The sequence below is a fragment of the Bacillus sp. AY2-1 genome (assembly GCF_008368965.1).
Classification (GTDB): Bacteria; Bacillota; Bacilli; order Bacillales; family Bacillaceae_G; genus Bacillus_A; species Bacillus_A thuringiensis_S.
Window position 1 is genome coordinate 19,305 of the sequence record NZ_QPEL01000001.1, and the last position, 19,680, is coordinate 38,984.

Genomic DNA, 19,680 nt, shown 5'->3' on the forward strand with positions numbered 1-19,680 from the left:
CACATAGTGTTGCGATTTTGCAAAGAAATATTACATAAAAATGACATTCATAAGATTTCTTTAAAATTCTCGTTTCCGTTCATAATAAGAATGCTTACTTATACATTTATTTTATAAGGCAAACACTACTTAGGAGGTTTTCGATGCGAAAGAAAATTTGGTTTATATGCCTTGCATTATTTATTACTATGATTTTCACTTCATGTAATGCAACAAATGCAAATTCGAAAGGAAAAATTAAACTTGGTGTAACAAGTTGGAAAGAAAATATTGCAACTGCAAACATGTGGAAAGTTTTATTAGAAGAAAAAGGCTACAAAGTTGAGCTCATGTATTTAGAAAAAGCCGCAATTTGGACTGGTGTCGCTCGTGGTGATGTTGATGCGAATTTAGAAGTATGGCTACCCGTTACGGATAAGCCGCTAAACGATCGTTATAAAGATGATATTGTCTTAAAATCAAAATGGTACGAAGGTACTGGACTTGGTCTAGTCGTACCTTCCTATGTGAAAAATATTAACAGTATTGAAGACTTAAATGCTCATAAAGATGAATTAGATAATAAAATTGTCGGTATCGAACCTGGTAGTAGTCTTATGAATTTAACGAATAAAGCAATGAAAGAATATGATATAAAACTAAAACTTGTCCAATCCTCAGAAGCTGCGATGATGAGTGAATTAAAGAAAGCATATACGAAAAAGAAACCAATCGCTGTTACGCTTTGGAATCCGCATTGGGGTTTTTCAGAATTTGACTTAAAATATTTAAAAGACCCTAAGAAAGTATATGGTGAAAAAGATGACATTTATTACTCCGTTCGTAAAGGTTTCGAAAAAGATCACCCAGATGTTATAAAATACTTTGATAAATGGAAAATGACCGATGAACAACTTGGTACGTTAATGGTCATGTTAAATAAAACAAAAGATCCTGAAGAAGCTGCGCGAAAATGGATTAAAAAAAATCAAGCATTAGTTGATGAATGGGTAAAAGATTAATAAAAAGGCTAGAGAATTAACATATCCTCTAGCCTTTTTCATCTTATTTTTTCGTAACAACATCATCTACAATTCCATATTCCTTAGCTTCTTCTGCGGTCATAAAATAATCTCTTTCTGTATCATGCGCTACTCTTTCAATCGGTTGGCCTGTTTTTTCTGCAATCATTTTATTAATATCATGCTTTAACTTTAATATCCTTTTTGCTGTTATTTCAATTTCTGTTGCTTGCCCCTGTGCACCACCAAGCGGCTGATGAATCATAATTTCACTGTTAGGGAGCGCAAACCGTTTTCCTTTTGCTCCTGATAATAATAACAATGCACCAAATGATGCCGCAAAGCCCATGCATAGCGTTTGTACATCTGGTTTAATTAAATTCATCGTATCTAATATTGCAAAACCTGCTGTCGTTGAACCTCCTGGGCTATTGATATATAAATATATATCTTTTTCTGCATCTTCTGCTTCTAAAAATAATAGTTGAGCTACGACACTACTCGCTACTTGATCATTAATTTCTGAACCGATAATAATAATGCGGTCTTTTAATAGCCTTGAATATATATCATAGGAACGTTCTCCTAATTTTGTTTGTTCTACTACATATGGAATTGCATTCATTTTAAATCCCCCCAATACTTGTTATGCAACGCAAAGCATACAACTGTAGGAAGAAGGTTCTTTTACACTAAATAATAAGACTGGCTGTTTAGATGGTAACTTAGTAAAATCTATTGTCGGAAGAAGTTTCGTTAACAATTCCGGTCTTTCCTCACGAATAGACGTTACAACAACTTCAATATCCTCTGTGAATTCGACTATCTCGATCCCTTCTTCACTTACAGTTTTCAGCCTATTTCTACTCCGAAATAAAGAAGCTTTCACTGCACCTTCTGATACAGAACACAATTTAGCAATATCAGCGATACTATATTGAAAAACATCTTTTAATAATAAAATTGCGGATTGCTGTACATTTAATGAAGACAATACTTTCCCTACCATTTCATGCAAATCTGCAATGTTCTCATGTGGTTCTTCAACAGTGATTTGTTCTCTTATTTTTTCATGAACAGACTTAGACTTCATCTGATCTAACCAACGATTTCTAGCTATTTTATAGACGAGTGTCATACAAATATCTTTATTTCTATATTTTTGAAGCACTTTACACACCGTTTCTTGGGCGAGATCTTCCCCATCCCATTTGTTTTTCGTTAAAAAAGTACAGTATCTTTTTAGCTCTCCATATTGTTCAATTAAAAAATTTATATTTGAATGATTCATATCGATATGATTCTTTAAAACATGAGTTACTTTTGTGCACAAAATAACCACTCCTTTTCAGCGCTTACTTAATAAACGATTCTACATTTAAAAAAGTTACGGGGGTATAAAAAAATAATGTTTATGTTCAAGAATTCGCGGTCATAAATATGTTATGTACAATTTTACGTGAGGAGGAACAAATTTGCCAAAATTAACAATTGAAGGTGCGGGAACTTTTGATGTGAAAGAAGGAACAAAGTTAGTATTAGCAATTGAAGATAGCGGTGTCAACATTCTCCATCGTTGCGGCGGGAATGCACGTTGCACGACTTGTAGAGTAGAAATACTAGCAGGTGATTTCTGTGAAGCGAGTGCGAATGAGAAACATGCAATGACGGAAAAAGGGATTGAAGATCATTTACGATTATCTTGTCAAATGCGTGTACATAAAGATATAGTCGTTCGTCCGGTACTTACAGTTGAAAATTCAAGTCTTGATGCTGGGCCACGTCCGGCGGAGTAAAGCGATGAATTTAAAACAACTCGCTGGCGAATATGCTGCTAACTTTGTAAATGATGGCATGAAGATTGGGCTTGGTACAGGTTCTACTGTATATTGGACAATACAAAAATTAGGTGAGTATGTAAAAGAAGGATTATCATTTCAAGCTGTACCGACATCAAAGGAAACTGAAGCATTAGCACAGCAACTAAATATCCCCCTAATTTCGTTAAACGACGTACAAAGTCTTGATCTTACAATTGATGGAGCGGATGAAATTGATTCAAATTTACAACTTATAAAAGGCGGTGGTGGTGCATTACTTCGTGAAAAAATCGTTGCCTCTTCCTCTAAAGAACTAATTATCATTGCTGATGAATCGAAACTTGTAACACATTTAGGTAATTTTCCATTACCTGTTGAAATCATCCCTTTTTCATGGAAACAAACCGAAAATAAAATTCAGTCTTTAGGGTGTCAAACAACATTACGTTTGAAAAATAATGAAACCTATATAACCGATAACAATAACATGATTATCGATTGTATATTCTCTAATCATATTTCTAATCCTGCCCATTTACAAACCCAATTAAAAATGATTACTGGTGTAGTTGAAACAGGATTGTTTATAAGTATGACGAGTAAAGCAATTATCGGCACTAAAAATGGGATAAAGGAATTGTAATAAAAGCTGACTTTTTAAAGTTGGCTTTTTAGTATGTTCATCTTCTCTTAATAGCACTTTATTATGATATACTATGAAAACACAAGCTGATTACACTAGAAAGGACTGAACATTTTGCAATCCAAACTTATAACAGAACTTACTGATTTAGAAACTGCCTTTCACATTCGAAAAGAAGTATTTGTAAAAGAACAAGGTGTCCCTCTTGCAGATGAATTCGATATATTCGATGAAATCGGAGAGCAATGTAAACATATTTTAGTTTATTATCATGAGTTTCCTGTAGGCACAGGGCGTATACGATTTGTTGATGGTGTCGGAAAATTAGAACGTATTTGTATTTTAAAAGATTATCGTACATACGGATTAGGTAAAGTTATCATTCAAACGTTAGAAGAAATTGCTCGTAACGAACAAGTTACAAAAGTGAAGCTACACGGTCAAACACAAGCTGAAGGATTTTATAAAAAATTAGGCTATCAAACTTCTTCTGATATATTCATGGAAGATAGCATTCCACATATACTTATGACGAAAATGTTATCATAATAGAAAGGTGACTATATTGTTTATTCATATAGTCACCTCTCTGTATCTTATTCACTTGAAAGTCTCTTTAGTGAATATTCCAATGAAAGAACTTTTAACTTGAAAGCAAAGAACCTAGCATACATAGTCTTAAAACACCCTTAATGAAATTGGCATTCTCTAGTTTTCTATTCGCACTATATTCTGTTTGCTTTCACTTTAAAAAGAATATTTTATTAAACTCACTATGAATTGTTGTCTAAAATCTCTTGTCTTTCTTCTCTTATTTGACCGATTAATGAAACTACTGAACCAACCGCTTGAATCCAGCTCCTCGTAATCACTATAATCTGTCCATCCTCCTCATTTCCTTCCGAAATTTCTTCCACTTTATCCCGACTAGCTTTCAATTCATCTATTCCACCTATTGCCTGTAATGAATTTCCAGTCGCTTGTAACACATTCCCAACAATGTTATACGATTCATCTATGTCGGAACTATCCTCTAATTCACCACCTATTGATGTAATACCACCTAATGCTTGAACCCAATTCCCTGCAATCACTACTTTTTTTTGTGTATTATCTTCAAATTCTATAATGAGTCCTGTTAAAACCGTTACATTACCAATTGATTGGATTTCATTACCGATTTTTTCAAGAGATATTTCCCCTTGTCCATCAGCTTCTAGGCCGTTCCCTGTTGCCTGTAATACATTCCCCCATACGTTTAAATCTCTTCTTAATTCGTCATTCAATTTTTTAAAAGGTGTACTACCAACCGCAGCAATAATTGTCCCTACTGCAACAAACCAAGCACCAACTATCTCCTTAATCGGATCATCCATTTTCAATCTATCCCGTCATTAATTTACTACTTACAGGATATGAATTTATGCATCTCCATGTTAATAGCCTACTTCTCTCCATTTGAATAAAAATCAATATTTCTTTAATATTATAAATACATCTAGTATGACATCCCTGTTTGCCGTTAGCTTTTGCTAACGGCTCATTTATTTTTTTCTTGCTTCTCGGAGAATTCTCTAAATACGTTTCCCAATACGTACACATTCTTTATTCCTCCTCGAATACAATACATAACTCAATATAATATCTATATATCGATTAGTTAAACTTGGCTAACTGCTCCTTTATTTATAGTAAAATTAAATTTCTATAATTTTTTTAAAAATCCATCTCGACATCCATAATTCCAAACATTTAAAATCAAAAATATAATTTTATCATCACAGGAAAATTTTCTGAATAACTTTCTTGTTAAAAAGTTTTCACCTTAAAATTTGACAAGCATATGCTATTGAATGGAGATTCTCCATTCATAAGATTCTTACCTTTCTTATCTAGAGCACACTTTAATGTGTGCTTATTTTTAGTTAGAAACTACAACATTCTCAAATAGTATGCATATCAAATTGTTTTTTCAATTATTTTCAAGAGCGGATATTATTCTTTAGTACAAGCACTCTTTCCTTTTAATTAATACTATATATTGATATTCCAAAGAAAGGAGAGCAAAATAATTATGGCTAATTATTTTTATAAAGATGGTAAAAAATATTATAAAAACCAATCGTATTCGAACGATCAAAAAAATAACTGTTTTATTGAAACTCATACGATAACTGGTTCTGAAGAAAATGCAAATGGAAATATACCTTTATCTGTTTTCCTTGAAACCACCGCTCCACAAACTGTATTTGAGGATTTCACAAACAATCATAATAAAACATTAATTCAGTTATTCGTTGTCGGGATGAGTGCACCCGTTCAAGTAACTATTCTAACAAGAAAATCTAGCCGCCCAATTACTACAACATTACAACCTGTTCAAACAAAAATATTTCAAGTTGAAGATTTTCAAAGTCTTACTTTTACGAAACAGGAAGGCCCTACTAGTATAGTTAGTTTATTTGTGCAAAAAACATTTTGTATTTGCTGTAACGATAATAAAGATTCGTGTGATGAATATCATCAAGATTGTAATTAATAGATTAACGCACCAAAAGAACCCGTTTTACAAAGGGTTCTTTTTATTTCACTCCATACATTTTCAAAAACATTTTAGAATCATACACAACGATTTTTCTATAAATCTCTCCTTTTCCCGCTATTTTATTAAAATAACACTTTAGTTTAATTAATTACGGGACTTATCATCATTGAATGAAGGGAAGTAAAATTTAGAAAAAAAGACGACGCTGAATACGTCGTCTTTTTTATAAATAGAAAAGCGAATTCTCAAGATTCCCTTTTGCATCAAAGCCCATCATCTCTTAGTTCATGCCTAGGTAAAGCTTACACTGTTTTCCATAATGATAATGCATAAATCCAGTTTGGATCACCATTTCCTTGATAACTCTGGACTGCTTCATATACTTTTCCTTCGTGTAGAACTCTATCTCCCTTTTTATATGCTTTTTTTGCATCCCACGCTTCATATGAAGCGCTTTCATCTTTTGTAGTAATTGTGAATATATCACTCTGTACGGATTCATTTCCAGCTACATCAACAGCTTTCACTACATATTTATAAGTAGTATTAGCAAGCAGATTTTTATCCATATAAGAAGTTGTATTGGATGTTGCAATCTTTTTCATTAATCCTTCTATTTCTCTATAAATATCATAATGGTCTACACCAATGTTATCGTCAGATGGACTCCACATTAAATCCACACTTGATGCTGTCGTTCCCATACTATGTAATCCTTTTGGTTGTGTTGGTACTTCTGTATCAGGAGTCGCAACTGTTGTTTTTACTGTAAGCGCTGTACTTTCTTTCGATACATTTCCAGCTGCGTCAATTGCTTTTACAGTATAAGAGTATTCTGTGCTTGGTTGTAATTTCTTATCAATAAAATGAGTGCCTAGTATTGTATCGATCATCTCTCCGTTACGGAAGATTTGATATCCTTTTACCCCTACATTATCCGTAGAAGAGTTCCATGTTAGTTCTACACTATTCGCTGTTACTTTTTTCGTCTGAAGTCCATTTGGAATACTTGGCGCTTCTATGTCTGGTTTCACATCATTAATAAGATTAACATCAATTACATTATAGAATGCATTTGCTGTATCAGCTACATCCCATACTGCTAAAATCACATGATATCCACTACGATCAGTAGGTACATTAATTTTATGAGTTAAATTATTTGAAGCTGCAGAACCATCGTGTTGCACAGTTCCAATTGGTTCAAAATCTGCTCTTGTTAGCGCTTTATTTGGATTCCATCCTTTTTTAGTAATATAGTAATGCCACTTACTCGTTAAGTGAGGCGCAGTATACTTCCAAGTAAATGTATTTTCCCCACCAGTGATTGTATTTTTAAACCAACGATTTGCTGTTTGTTGATCTAAAATACCACCAAATTTTCCGCCTGCTGAAGCAATTTGTCCATCTACTGGACCACCTTGTGGGAACCCTTTTGGAGCTTCTAAACTTTGTGGTTCATACATAACACTTCCGCAGTTTACATTTAGCGCACCATAAGTTGGACTACATAAAGCGGATCGGCTACCGGGCTTTTCAACAAAACCGTGCGCATAAGCATTTTGAGGAATAAGTGTCGTACTAATAATTCCAGCTGTTAATGCTACAGCTCCTAAACTTTTTTTGTTCATTTTCATGTTTTGTAGTTGTTTTAAAAATCGATTATTCATGTTCATGTCTCCTTCTTGTTATACTTTGTAGTGGAATGTGGGCTTTGATGTAAAAGAATAACAAGAGACAAACTTGTACCGATGTATGTATTAATTATGCATACACCGCAGTGAAAATATATTTTTTCCTTGTGAAATATTTCACTTTATGAATATATCATGACATAGAACTCGCCTAAGCATGTGCAGAAGTTGTGCAGAAACAGTGAAATTATTACTAACATATAAAACCACATCCTGAAATCATAAAGTAAAACTTTAATTAGTTGGGGTTTTACGGTCGGTTAATACGGGATAAAATAAAAGTGTGCAGCAGAAATTGTAGACTTAGTTCTCAAAATTCACATTTAGTATTTTCATTTTTTCCATTTAAACAATTCTTCTCTTCTTACAACAGAAAAGTGTCTATATCATTTAATATAGACACTTTTTTCATGTATAACTTTATATTTATTACTGACCTACAAATGTAAAAATTTCATCAACAGCTTCCTTATATCCACCCGATGTTCGGAATGATTCCTTCAAATTCAAAGCAGCCTCTTTATATGAAGGGTTATTTAAAATTAACTCCACACTTTCACGCAATTTCTCCACGTTTAATTCATTCATATGTAATTGAACTCCTGCTCCAAGACTCTCCACTTGCTTTGCGATTGCTGGCTGATCTGCACTTTGCGGTATTACAACGAGCAGAACCCCGTTATATAGTCCTTCATGCGTACTGTTCATCCCGCCGTGTGTAATAAATAGTTTCGTATAAGTAAGCAGTTCGGTTTGAGGCACATAGTGTTTCACAATGAAGTTTTTAGGAATTTCGCCTAGATCACTTATTTTCGTTTTATTACCAATAGACATATCAATTGTATGCTCACTATTCTCAAAGGCCTTCATACACAGTTTATAAAAGTCAATCGCTTCATTAAAAACAGTACCTAATGAAATATAAATCGGACTTTTTTCTTCAATTGAAGTAAAATCAACGTCTCTGTTTTTCACGTGTGCAGGGATAGATGGTCCTACAAATTTATATGTTTCATCAAACGTATCACCAAAAGGCTGGAACTCCTTAATTGTATTACACAATAGTAAGGGGTGCAGGATTACAGAAAACTTCATACTGTGATTTTATTTCAACACCATATTTTTCAGTAATTCCCTTCGTTAAGTTTTGAAAATCATTCTGTATTTTATCATGAATTTCTACTGGAATATTTTTTGACAGATGACCTAACATTTGTTCAAAAGATTTTTCATCCTGCGCAAAAGATGTACATGAATTTATGGATGGCAGTTTAAGAATTTGAGCAATTAAGTGCCCACAGCCAAACATAGAATCATGAATTATGTAATCAAAATGTTCACCTTCAATTTGTTCTAGAACACTAGGTATAACAATATCCGCTGTATGTAGAAGACCGTTTATTCTTTCCTGTAAATAATTTCTGCCTCCAGATAGAAACGCTTTTATAAATTTTTGATCATCAATCGTTCGTACAGTAGCACCTGTCTTTTCAATCCGCTCCCTGAAAGCTTCTATTGAGAAATAAACGACCTCTTCACCGCGAGAAATCAATTCTTCTACAACCGGTAAAGTTGGATTTATATGTCCTTCTGATCCAGCGTTAATACATAAAACACGCGCCATTATAAACACTCCTTACGTTAAATCATTTCTATGTTAGCAAGAGTATGGATTCTCTCCATACTCTTTTCTTTGTTGTTCGTATCATATTCCTGCTAAATTGACCTAGCAAGTCTAAAACCGAGATCTTCTATATGAAATGTGGGATGGCTTCGGCGACGACAAGTAGCGCCGCAACCTCTCGCTGCCTCCGCCCAACTACCTCCACGAAAAATGCGGTATGATCCGTATACTTTTTCATCATACAAATCATAGCACCATTCCCAAACGTTCCCTAGCATATCATAAAGTCCCCATGCATTCGGTTCCTTTTGGCCAACGTCATGAATTTGTCCATTTGAATTTTCATTATACCACGCTATATCAAGAAGTTTCCCGTATGTATATCCGGTTGTACTTGCTTTACATGCATATTGCCACTCTGCCTCAGATGGTAATCGGTAGCCATTCGAATCTAAATTACATTTCACAATTTGACCAACATCACTAATAGAATAATATTCTTTTAATCCCGCTATTTTTGAAAGTACATTACAAAACGCAATGGCATCGTTCCATGAAATATTTACAACTGGTTTATGATTTTTTTCAAAATTATTTAATGTACTATTTGTAATAGCATCATATAGTTCCATTGTTACAGCATACTTTGCAAGAAGAAATGGTTGAATTTGTACTAGCCATTCTTTTTTTATTCGATCATCTCTTAATACTACCTCTCCAGCTGGAATATTGACCATTAATGAATCGATTAGTTGAATTAAATCGTTAGTCATTTTCTATTCCTCCAAACGTTCATTTTATATGAACTTATAGTCATATACTCATTACAAAATACAATTTTCAAAAAGCGTTAAATTTTTCATAATAAAAAACGATTAGTTTTATTAAACTAATCGGTAAGATCCACAAAGAATTTTTGTGTTACATTCTATTATTATATGTGCTCTAAAAATTTCCGAACCTCATTTGGAGATTTTAAAACAATAACCTTTTTCTCTTCGGGCAATTGCTCTAACTCTTTTAAAATTGTAGGTCGTTTAGCATTAGGATATTCCCATATCCATTTAAAAAATTGCAAATCAAATCTTTCTTCACATCCCGCGCCCATATCTGGTCTTGTTTTATTTCGGTATTTTACAATTCTTTTAAAAGCACGATAAATACAAATTGTTCTATGAATATCAAGGAAAATAATTGTATCAGCTGCATTCAGTCTGATACCCATCGTCCCGCCATAATTCCCATCAATAATCCACTTCTCATCTTTAATTAAGTTATTTTGAACTGTTATTTGTTCTTCTCTCGGAGCACCTTCCCAATTCGGTTTCCAAAATAATACATCAAGATGATGCACCTTAATATTTAATTTATTTCCTAACTGTCTTGCTAGTGTAGATTTTCCTGAACCACCAGAACCAATTAATATTATTTTTTTCATACCTTTACGATACCTTCTATAACTTCTTCAATATCTTCCTTATTAGCAAAGATCCAGAAGAACATTTCTTCATTTAACTTTAATAAATCTGGTAACTGGACAAAATAAGCAATAAAGATAATTTGAATTGAAAGCATAACATACCAAATAGCTTTTAGTTCTTCTTTCTTTAAATCATTTTGTTTATAATAACCTTCAAAGACTTTGCTAACGATATGTAACCATTTTCCTCTTAATCTTTCATCACTAAATAGCTCGCTTAATACACTTGTACAGCAATAACATACATCAAATATTTTTACATTATTTCCTAAAATCTCGAAATCTATAAACCCTTCCAGTTTATCATCTTTAAAGATTACATTTGATAGATGCATATCACGATGAATAATTTGTCTCGGTAATGGATGGACCGTTTCCTTGAAATCTGTGTGCATTCGCTCCATCTTTTGAATTACCTCTCGATGAACATACTCATTCTTTTCTAAAATTGGTATAGCCCATTCAAATACCGTCTTATATAAATTTCTTTTTATTAACTCATGATCACTATTCACCGAATGTAATGCTTTGTGCAGATTAGCTATTTCTTCTCCAATTGTACTTGCTAGCCTTTCCAGCTTATCCGTATCTTTTATTTCTAAAACACTTCCGGCAACATACTCATATAAGCAATAATATTTTTCTTTATATAATACATATTGTTCATCATTTTCTGTCTTTACTACTCTCTGTACTTTAATTCCCTTTTCATACAGTTGATCCAAAACATCGAATTCAATTAGAAGTTGGTCTATTGATCCCGTTCTCTTTAAAATATACTCTTTATTCTTGCATATAACCTTCGCTACTTTTGGTTGCATTACAGTAGCTGTGACATGTTCATTTTGAAACCAAAACTTTGCAATTTCCAGTGCTTGTTCCATTTACAAATACTCCTTTTACAATTCTTATTTCTTCCGAAAAATAACCTCACACAGTATTCCCACTCCAACACCAATTGTATAAGCCACTAAATCACTCCACAAAAAACCGTATCCCAACACGAGTCCACCCAAAGTCGTTGCACGCATGCTATCTATCCATTCAGCATGATACAATTGGCTCACTTCAATCCCGTAGCAAAACATTAAACTAATAAAAGACAACTTCTTCGTCTCTGTTTTAAGAAACAAAAATCCAAAGCCAGTGAAAATCATTAATGCCCATAAAGCATCGCCTAAGTAATCATTTAATAGATGTGGTAGTGCAAAAGAAAACTTCCTTGAGCTAAGACCTAAAATAATAACAACTATAGTAAATAGTGCATATAATACTCTATTTCGTTTCGTATTCATTTTAAAGTCTCCTAATATATAATGTATAACTGTAAATAGCTAGTAAAATAAAGTTATTTTACTAGCTATTTATTAGTTGCTTTTATGATAAGAAAATGTGGATTCATATTTAGATAATAATATGATTTTTCGTCTACTTCTTTCATCTTTTCAACTGCCTTCGGTTCCACTATCTCTTCTAATACAAAATAATTTGTAGTTTCATTTATTATGTCTTGTAGTGACCTTCTGAAAAACTTGACTTCAATAGTAATATTCGGTTTAACCCAAGTATCTATTAATAACTGTTTTTCAAAATAATTTTCACATGGAAACTTTGTGAAATCCATAAAAGGATGATGAATAGAATAAATAAGTTCTCCACCTGGCTTCAGTACACGACGAAATTCTTGAAATACTTGATTCCAATTTTCTAAGTAATGAAGAGTTAACGAACTTACAATCACATCATACGTACTATCTTCAAATGGCAATGTTTCTTGCAGATCATGACAAAGGAACGTTGCTTCTTCTCCTATATTTTCTTTTGCTGCTTTTACCATTTCAGGACTTATATCAATTGCTGTAACATTTGCTCTTCTTCCTATGAATTGAGAAGTATACCATCCAGCTGCACATCCAGCATCTAGTATCTTTTTTCCTTCTAGTTCCTTTGGAATAAGCTCCATCATCGCCGGTCTTTCATAATAACTGTTATATGGATTTGCGAAATCTAGATTTTCTTTATATGTACTCGCTAATTTATCATACGTATCTTTAATCGAATCTTTCATTACACACACTCCTAATACATATTAATTCATTAACTCCTGCTGCTTTTTCTTTGAAAATGATTGTAGTACTAAATCATACGACCAATCAATCATTTTATTTATTTGCTCCTGTTCTATACCCTTACGAATATAAACGGTATTCCAATGTTTTTTATTCATATGATACCCTGGAATAATTGTCTCTGGATAATCTTCTCTTATTCTTAATGAGACTTCTGGATCACACTTCAATGTAATCGCAGCTTTTTCACCTTCTTCATGATTTACTATCGCAAATATTTTATTATTAAGCCTCATACATGTTGCACTCCAACCATCTGGAGAATCTTCTGTCGCCTTTCTTTTCGATAAACAGTACGCTCTTGTTGCATTCATTTTAATTGGCACCTCTTATTCTTTCCCTATTTGATTACGGTGCATCACAATTTGCTTTGTTGCTTGAAATTGCTGCTCACCGTAAAACTTTATTAGCTTCTCTCCGCAAAATAGACTAACAATATCAATATGAGATATTTCCCGAAGTAACATTGTAAGCATCTTCTCTCCAATACCTTTATTTCTTACACTCTCATGTATGACAACACCTTCAATGTATGCTCGAAAAACACCATCAGAAACGACTCTAGCAAATCCAACTAATTCATTTTCTTTCCATACTCCAATGGCTATACTATTCTTTAACATTTTTTCAATATCGACTTCTTTTCTTTCTGGCCACCAACCGATAGAATCATAAAGCTTCTTTATTTTTTCTGCACAGATTAGTTGTTCTTGTTGCAATTTATACGTGTACAGATTATTTCTCCTATAATTCAGTATACATAATATTATTATAATCTCTTTTCAAAAAAGTGCTGACTATGACCTTTCGGGTGATCTTCAACGACACCATACTCCCTGTAACCGTGCTTTTTATAAAATTCTGGTGCTTGGAAACTAAATGAATCTAGCAATATTAATCTACACCCTTTTTCCTTTGCAATACCTTCAATTTCATGTAAAAGTTGGCTACCATAACCGTCATGACGAACTGATTCATCAACCCATAAAAAGTCGATATGAAGGTGATAAAAATACATCGTACCTGTTACGCCACCAAAAATTTTTCCTTCTTCATTTTTTACTACGAGGCTTACTTCTTCCATCGTCTGTCTTGCCTCATCTGTTAAGATGGACATATTATATTGAATAACTTTATTTTTAATATATTCTCCTTCAGTGCGTGTACCGTTCTTTATATGTTTCATATATATTGCTTCCTTTCAGCTCAGTAAGCTACATTTTATTTTTTCTCTTTAAAAATACTAATACATACGAATCCACCATATGTAACAAAGCATGAAAAGCCAATTATCCCTGGTACAGAGACATAGCCTATCCTTATGTAACTTATAACTGCGAAACAAGTGATAGACAATAAAATAGATGGCCAAAATATAAGAGCTGTTTTTCTTCGCCCTCGTTTCGATTTACTTTCTTTCTCTTCAGAAACACGTGTACCAAAAAGCAATACAATACAAATAAGGATTGCTGCAAAGTAAATTGTATCTAATGACAAATTGTGATTATATAGTGCGATTCCAACTTCAAGAGCAATAATCGTTAAAATTAAAATAATGATTGTTGAAGTCTTTAAGTTTCTTTTCAACCGCTCACTCCTAGCATGTTTTCACTATATTCTTTGTATATGTACTTTAAAACTACTGCAAAAGCTTCATCTACCTCTTTATTTTCACGTCGATTCGGTAAATCTTTTCCCCCAATCACATAAAGAAGCGGAAATTCGTTAAACATTCCTATTATACCAATATTTATTGTAGCTGTGAGCAATCCACCTGTCATATGAGCTAAATGATAATATGGGATTTCTTCATACTCTCCTTGTTGTCTTACCATGCCACTAATAATTGGTTCCCATAATTCTGGTTCTGATTTATAACCTTGAAAGGTTTGTATCAAAAGGGCAAGAACTTCATTTAAGTCTCCAATATTTTTCTCATCTCTAGCATTCTCTTGTATATGAATTTTTGAAAAGTACGTTTGTACATACATTTTCACAGCATCCCATCCACCACAGTGCATTACAACTGACTGTGCAACGTAACTATCATGACAAGCTATCATTACCTCGACCGCTTGACTAAGTGTTAAAGAAGTTCTTCCTTGTAAATGCGGATATAACTGCGTACTATCTTCATGCGGATTAAATTTAATGTGATGAAGTATATCATTCCAATTATGTTTATTTTCCTTCACCATTTGTGCTACTACAAATCCAATAACTAATTTTGCTGCTGATGCTAACGGAATATTTAATTCACTATTATATGAAGCAACTATACGATTGTTTTTTGTAGAATAAATTTCCATTCCCACATAATTAGATTGTACCTCTTTTATTTTATTTATGACAGTTTCCATTTCCATCCCTCTTTTCATATCGTTATATTAACTTCTAATAATTCAATATTGAATATAAAAAACCTTTTCATCAGCTATTAAAATAAGAAAAAGGTAGCATGAATTTTTTCTTGCTACCGAAAAATATTTATTCTTCTATAGGATTTTCAGGACCGTTAAGCTCCAGCTGATAAAAAGCTAAATCTAGCCATTTATTAAACTTATAACCAGCTTTTTTTATTGTCCCTGCATGAACAAATCCATAGTTTTGATGCAAGGCAATACTTTTCTCATTCTCTGCATCAATTCCAGCAATTAAGGTCATATACTCTCGTTCCTCCGCAATTTTAATTAATTCTTTCATGAATAAAGACCCAATGCCATTTTTTCTATATGTCTTATCTACATACACAGAATGTTCAACTGAATATTTATAAGCAGGCCACGCTCTAAATGGGCCGAATGTCGCAAATCCTACTACTTTATTATCTAATTCGTATATGAAAATTGGATACCCTTCGGCCTTTTTTTGTTCATACCAATCTATTCTATTTTCAAGGGTTACAGGTTTATACGCATATACAGCTGTTGTATAAAGTATCGCATCGTTATAAATATCTAAAATGTATGCTAAATCTCTTTTCGTTGCTTCCCTTATCATTGTTTTCTTCCTTTCATCATGTTCATCTTATTTCACTATCTTTTTAATAGTTTTATTTTACCGAAATTTCCGATTTTTATCTACGTACGAATACTAGCTTTTCGGAAACCATCAAATATATTTATTGCAGCAGATAACGTATAGAAGAAAATTCCTCCCCCAATGAGCCACGTTTTAAACTCCTCTGTGGAAATAGTAAATGCATTTGCCAAATACGTAATAAATCCTGTGTTAAATAAATGTGGATTTACTACAATTACAATGAATACTATCGTCCCAGCTACTTGAAGAATAGCATTTCCAATCGCCAATCTTTGCGTCCATTGTCCCTGTACTAACTTATAAAGAGATATACCTATTTCAAAAACAATCACAATAGCAACGATTGGCCAATACTGAAGTAATACATCTTGATTAAACGTCGGCGCAACAAACTTCAATCCATTTTCCGTACCATTGTATACGCCAACGAGATGATTCGCATAGAAGTAAAGTGTAGCCCATATTGCCGTCCACATTAGACCTCCAAACACTTCAAACTTTGAGATCGCCTTTTTCTTCGGGATATACGCAATATTTTTCAAATCATCTGGCGTCCATTTTTTTAAACTTGTTGTTAATGGTTGTGGGTCCTTTTCTTTATCCGTTCTTTCTATAACAGCAAACACAACTGTCAGCCAGAAAAATACTTGGAAACCTACTTCAAACGTTCTTCCAATGCCTTCACCTATCAATTTTAAAATAACATTTAATACAGCCTGATCACCACTATAACTAATAAAATTTTCTGCAACCATTGAAATAAGCGCAATTACAACTGCGATTGGTAAGATCATTTTTAATAATGTCATATATACATCAAAATAACGTGGTCCAATTAAATGCATTGGTCTATCCAAGTACCCATTAGCTAATGCAACTGGACTTCCCAATTTTTCAAGAACTCTTTTTTCATCATCTTCATTATAATCATCCGGTAACATATCCTCGATTGTTGACCGTAGTTCAAGAATAATATCTTCACGATTTTTTTCAGGTAATCTCTTCGCTACTTCCTCGACATAAATATCAATTAAATTCATTCTTGTCCTCCTCCTTTAATAAGTTATAAAGTTCCTTCGAATCCTTTATCCATTCCTTTTTTAACTGCAAAAATATCTCTAATCCGTATTCACTTAAAACGTAATACTTACGCGGTCTACTCTCCGTTTTATCCCAACTACTCGTCACTAGCTCTTGCTTTTCTAATCGGCGAAGTAGTGGATATAAAGTACTTTGATCGATTGTGATCCCTGATTTCTCCAATAATTGGACAAGTGAATACCCATACTGCGGTGTTCTTAACTGGCTTAAAACCGCTAATGTTAATGTTCCTCTTCTTAGTTCAGTAATTAACGAATTTAATAAAGCATCCATTCACTCACCTCTTTTCCATTACTATATGTCATACAGTATATGTTTTATACTATGTATCGTACAGTATTAGTGTGATAAAAACAATATTTTTTACCAAAAAACGGATAATAAAACAAACTAACTATATGATTTGCGCTTTTCTCACTAACATATATAACATACTTATCTTTTTTAATCAGTGGGGGTTTGGTTCATTCCCCACTGATTATCAGCCCTCACCAATCGAGCTGTCTGTTAATGCGGGATAAACTCTCCGTTTTCTTTATGCAATGGAACAACCTCTACAATCGCCTCAACATTAATTACTCCGTAAACATGCGGATATTCTTGACCGTTAGAAGTAAGTTCATATTTTACTTCTGCTTTTAATAGGGCTGGATCAATTGTAAGTAATAAAACATCTTCTTCATGCTTGAAATATTTTTCTGCAACTTTTAAAGCTTGATCTACTAATGAACAATGAATAAATCCCTCTTCTTTAAGTGAAGCTTCATTAACTTCTCCATCTACCTTTGCGATTTCCCAATTACTTTTCGTAATTACTTTTGTAATCATAGTAACTCTCCCTTTTTAATTTATGTAATGATATAATAACACTAAATTTTCAACACGTTCTTAATAGATTGGGGGACTTATAATACATAAACCTCACACTGCATTACAAACCATTATTATAAATATGAATACAAATGAACATTGGCATGATTTTATTTGTTACTGTCAGCATCGCGAAGCGGGACTTCGAAAATTAGCTTATAAACATTTAGAGACATTTATTTCAAATGCAAAGAAATGGGAATCAAAAGATCAAGAAGAGTTTGCCATTTCGCTGTTTACTATTTTAGATGCATTAAACGAAAAAGATGAGGTCTTAACTTTCTCACTAAATAGTTTTCTAATTGATATTCTATATAGATGGACAGAAAACAACCCGATTGATTCAAGACCTTTTAGATGGATAGGAATTTATATGGACTCTAGCAATAAAGAAGACGATTTAGAAAAATCCCTTCGAAAAGCGATTGAATTAGGTGGTTATACCGAACAAAAAGCCATGATATACCTAGTTTCTAATTACATCAATACTTTAGAATTTGGTACAAATGAATTCCCTTCAGGTTATTGCGGAGATTTAAGCGAATGTATAGAAAAACTTCCCTATATGCTGCAATTAATTAATAGAATTCAGAATAAGAACATAAAGAAGCTACACATTGGTCAAATACAAGTACAACTACACCTTATTCTAGATTGGTTAAAACATACACAAATTCCAGTAGATGCCGTTCGTATACGGGAAAAAGGACAAACTAAGGAATTAGAAAAGGTCATTGTATATTATTTATACAACAGCTCAAGTCGTTAATTCATCTTGTACAGAGATAATGAATTTGTTTAAAAAACGCCAGTCATGTTATTCAAAAATCGGGTTATATAACGGAATAAATTCTTGTAAAAATTAGAAACATTTGAAATAATCGTTATTAAGTTGAAGCAGAGCGAATGCAGAAAAAGGTGATACGACTTTTTCTTACTTAAGAATCGCGAAACAGTTAAAAATTTTAATTAATTATATTCCGAAAGGGTGTGTGTAGTATCTTATCAACTAATGTTTTTACTTATAAATCTAAGGATGGAAAAACAGTAATAATTAGAGAAGCTAAAGAACAGGATGCAGAAAGAATACTAGATTCTGCTTCAAAAACTTTAATAAACGCTCCATACATGCTAAGTACGGTTGAGGATGTAAAAAAGGTGCGTATCGATGCTATTCAAAAAACGTTAAAAGCTTATCATGAAAATCCAAATTATGTACAGTTTATTGCTGAAGTTGATGGTAAGTTAGTCGGTGCAATAGATTTTAAGAACGGAAACAAAGAAAAAATTAGTCATCAAGGGGCTTTTGCGATGACCATACTACCTGAATATCGAAATTATGGTATTGGAAGAGCTCTTCTAGAAACGTTAATCAATTGGGCTAAAAATAACAGTAAAATTGAAAAAGTTTGTCTTGAGGTAATGGAAGATAATCTAGGTGCAATCCAGTTATATAAGAATCTAGGCTTCTTTGAAGAGGGTAGAAAAGCAAAGGGTGTAAAATTGGATGATAGCTATCAAAATTTAATATTAATGGCTTTATTCGTTTAAAATTGAATATTATTCAACAATGGGCGGTATTGTTGAATAAAACTTAGATTTTCAAACGACTTTATTGTTATATTTTTAAGTACAGTGAAGTATCTTATATCGCAAATTAAATAACTATGTTTTAACCCCGTCCTAAATTTAGAGCGGGGTTATACTTGTTTTAGGTTTTAAAATTAAATA

At 32.9% G+C, this 19,680-nt stretch carries 26 protein-coding genes and 1 pseudogene; 7 read left to right on the forward strand and 20 right to left on the reverse strand.

Annotated elements, in window-relative coordinates:
* The first annotated feature begins 143 nt into the window (after positions 1-143).
* Positions 144-1,001: a glycine betaine ABC transporter substrate-binding protein gene (locus DN403_RS00125; protein ID WP_001227626.1), complete on the forward strand. Its 858-nt coding sequence runs from the start codon at positions 144-146 to the stop codon at positions 999-1,001.
* Positions 1,002-1,044: 43 nt separating this feature from the next.
* Here the strand turns inward: DN403_RS00125 and clpP are convergent, their stop codons facing one another.
* Together clpP and DN403_RS00135 are read right to left on the reverse strand one after the other, a co-directional pair.
* Complete coding sequence (gene clpP / locus DN403_RS00130; protein ID WP_000991620.1) at positions 1,045-1,626, reverse strand: ATP-dependent Clp endopeptidase proteolytic subunit ClpP; 582 nt, start codon at positions 1,624-1,626, stop codon at positions 1,045-1,047.
* A 21-nt stretch (positions 1,627-1,647) separates the two neighbouring features.
* Positions 1,648-2,334 (reverse strand): RNA polymerase subunit sigma-70, encoded by a 687-nt coding sequence (locus tag DN403_RS00135; RefSeq protein ID WP_000337517.1) that lies wholly within the window; start codon positions 2,332-2,334, stop codon positions 1,648-1,650.
* A gap of 142 nt (positions 2,335-2,476) precedes the next feature.
* Here DN403_RS00135 and DN403_RS00140 point away from each other — a divergent pair, with 142 nt between their 5' ends.
* The 3 genes from DN403_RS00140 to DN403_RS00150 all read left to right on the forward strand — a co-directional run bounded on the left by DN403_RS00140 (position 2,477) and on the right by DN403_RS00150 (position 4,013).
* Positions 2,477-2,797, forward strand: coding sequence for a 2Fe-2S iron-sulfur cluster-binding protein (locus DN403_RS00140; protein ID WP_001125391.1), 321 nt, complete (start codon positions 2,477-2,479; stop codon positions 2,795-2,797).
* Between the two features lie 4 nt (positions 2,798-2,801).
* Positions 2,802-3,464 (forward strand): ribose 5-phosphate isomerase A, encoded by a 663-nt coding sequence (gene rpiA, locus DN403_RS00145; protein ID WP_016077570.1) that lies wholly within the window; start codon positions 2,802-2,804, stop codon positions 3,462-3,464.
* 114 nt (positions 3,465-3,578) lie between these two features.
* Positions 3,579-4,013 carry a GNAT family N-acetyltransferase gene (locus tag DN403_RS00150; protein WP_001190875.1) on the forward strand — a complete coding sequence of 145 codons (435 nt, stop codon included), beginning with the start codon at positions 3,579-3,581 and terminating at the stop codon, positions 4,011-4,013.
* A 224-nt stretch (positions 4,014-4,237) separates the two neighbouring features.
* Here DN403_RS00150 and DN403_RS00155 read toward each other — a convergent pair whose 3' ends face one another.
* Both DN403_RS00155 and DN403_RS00160 read right to left on the reverse strand, forming a co-directional pair.
* Positions 4,238-4,840 (reverse strand): DUF6944 family repetitive protein, encoded by a 603-nt coding sequence (locus tag DN403_RS00155; protein WP_149185241.1) that lies wholly within the window; start codon positions 4,838-4,840, stop codon positions 4,238-4,240.
* A 7-nt stretch (positions 4,841-4,847) separates the two neighbouring features.
* On the reverse strand, positions 4,848-5,066 hold the full coding sequence (locus DN403_RS00160) for a hypothetical protein (protein ID WP_000337734.1): 219 nt from the start codon (positions 5,064-5,066) through the stop codon (positions 4,848-4,850).
* Positions 5,067-5,538: 472 nt separating this feature from the next.
* On the opposite strand from DN403_RS00160, the gene DN403_RS00165 reads away from it, so the two are divergent.
* Entirely contained in the window at positions 5,539-6,003 is a 465-nt protein-coding gene (locus DN403_RS00165) for a hypothetical protein (RefSeq protein ID WP_000024965.1), read from the forward strand.
* A gap of 308 nt (positions 6,004-6,311) precedes the next feature.
* Here DN403_RS00165 and DN403_RS00170 read toward each other — a convergent pair whose 3' ends face one another.
* From DN403_RS00170 to DN403_RS00245, 16 genes and pseudogenes are all read right to left on the reverse strand, one after another.
* Complete coding sequence (locus DN403_RS00170) at positions 6,312-7,679, reverse strand: lytic polysaccharide monooxygenase (protein ID WP_001065142.1); 1,368 nt, start codon at positions 7,677-7,679, stop codon at positions 6,312-6,314.
* 453 nt (positions 7,680-8,132) lie between these two features.
* Positions 8,133-9,327: pseudogene (locus DN403_RS00175) on the reverse strand (macrolide family glycosyltransferase).
* A 92-nt stretch (positions 9,328-9,419) separates the two neighbouring features.
* Positions 9,420-10,100, reverse strand: coding sequence for a formylglycine-generating enzyme family protein (locus DN403_RS00180; RefSeq protein ID WP_000180349.1), 681 nt, complete (start codon positions 10,098-10,100; stop codon positions 9,420-9,422).
* A 161-nt stretch (positions 10,101-10,261) separates the two neighbouring features.
* Positions 10,262-10,765, reverse strand: coding sequence for a DNA topology modulation protein (locus DN403_RS00185; RefSeq protein ID WP_000720570.1), 504 nt, complete (start codon positions 10,763-10,765; stop codon positions 10,262-10,264).
* Positions 10,762-11,691 carry a phosphotransferase enzyme family protein gene (locus DN403_RS00190; protein WP_000434082.1) on the reverse strand — a complete coding sequence of 310 codons (930 nt, stop codon included), beginning with the start codon at positions 11,689-11,691 and terminating at the stop codon, positions 10,762-10,764. The genes DN403_RS00185 and DN403_RS00190 overlap by 4 nt, the downstream gene beginning before the upstream one ends.
* 24 nt (positions 11,692-11,715) lie before the next feature.
* Positions 11,716-12,102 carry a ribosomal maturation YjgA family protein gene (locus DN403_RS00195; protein ID WP_001093452.1) on the reverse strand — a complete coding sequence of 129 codons (387 nt, stop codon included), beginning with the start codon at positions 12,100-12,102 and terminating at the stop codon, positions 11,716-11,718.
* A gap of 65 nt (positions 12,103-12,167) precedes the next feature.
* Positions 12,168-12,875 carry a class I SAM-dependent methyltransferase gene (locus DN403_RS00200; protein ID WP_000655260.1) on the reverse strand — a complete coding sequence of 236 codons (708 nt, stop codon included), beginning with the start codon at positions 12,873-12,875 and terminating at the stop codon, positions 12,168-12,170.
* 21 nt (positions 12,876-12,896) lie between these two features.
* Positions 12,897-13,250, reverse strand: coding sequence for an MmcQ/YjbR family DNA-binding protein (locus DN403_RS00205; protein ID WP_016098623.1), 354 nt, complete (start codon positions 13,248-13,250; stop codon positions 12,897-12,899).
* Between the two features lie 15 nt (positions 13,251-13,265).
* On the reverse strand, positions 13,266-13,670 hold the full coding sequence (locus DN403_RS00210; protein WP_033669535.1) for a GNAT family N-acetyltransferase: 405 nt from the start codon (positions 13,668-13,670) through the stop codon (positions 13,266-13,268).
* A gap of 35 nt (positions 13,671-13,705) precedes the next feature.
* Positions 13,706-14,122 (reverse strand): GNAT family N-acetyltransferase, encoded by a 417-nt coding sequence (locus DN403_RS00215; protein ID WP_000680538.1) that lies wholly within the window; start codon positions 14,120-14,122, stop codon positions 13,706-13,708.
* A gap of 35 nt (positions 14,123-14,157) precedes the next feature.
* Complete coding sequence (locus tag DN403_RS00220) at positions 14,158-14,523, reverse strand: hypothetical protein (protein ID WP_000828001.1); 366 nt, start codon at positions 14,521-14,523, stop codon at positions 14,158-14,160.
* Positions 14,520-15,296, reverse strand: coding sequence for a serine hydrolase (locus DN403_RS00225; protein WP_000450757.1), 777 nt, complete (start codon positions 15,294-15,296; stop codon positions 14,520-14,522). The genes DN403_RS00220 and DN403_RS00225 overlap by 4 nt, the downstream gene beginning before the upstream one ends.
* A gap of 127 nt (positions 15,297-15,423) precedes the next feature.
* Entirely contained in the window at positions 15,424-15,936 is a 513-nt protein-coding gene (locus DN403_RS00230; protein WP_000617518.1) for a GNAT family N-acetyltransferase, read from the reverse strand.
* 80 nt (positions 15,937-16,016) lie between these two features.
* Entirely contained in the window at positions 16,017-17,018 is a 1,002-nt protein-coding gene (locus tag DN403_RS00235; protein ID WP_001048842.1) for an HAAS signaling domain-containing protein, read from the reverse strand.
* Entirely contained in the window at positions 17,005-17,352 is a 348-nt protein-coding gene (locus tag DN403_RS00240; RefSeq protein WP_000339347.1) for a PadR family transcriptional regulator, read from the reverse strand. Before DN403_RS00240 ends, DN403_RS00235 begins: the two co-directional genes overlap by 14 nt.
* A gap of 234 nt (positions 17,353-17,586) precedes the next feature.
* A complete protein-coding gene (locus tag DN403_RS00245; protein WP_000629084.1) occupies positions 17,587-17,907 on the reverse strand; it encodes a DUF952 domain-containing protein in 321 nt (106 codons plus the stop codon).
* A gap of 124 nt (positions 17,908-18,031) precedes the next feature.
* Between DN403_RS00245 and DN403_RS00250 the strand changes: the two genes are divergently transcribed.
* A complete protein-coding gene (locus tag DN403_RS00250) occupies positions 18,032-18,718 on the forward strand; it encodes a hypothetical protein (protein WP_001095278.1) in 687 nt (228 codons plus the stop codon).
* A 221-nt stretch (positions 18,719-18,939) separates the two neighbouring features.
* Entirely contained in the window at positions 18,940-19,500 is a 561-nt protein-coding gene (locus DN403_RS00255) for a GNAT family N-acetyltransferase (RefSeq protein ID WP_000337121.1), read from the forward strand.
* Positions 19,501-19,680 lie beyond the last annotated feature (180 nt).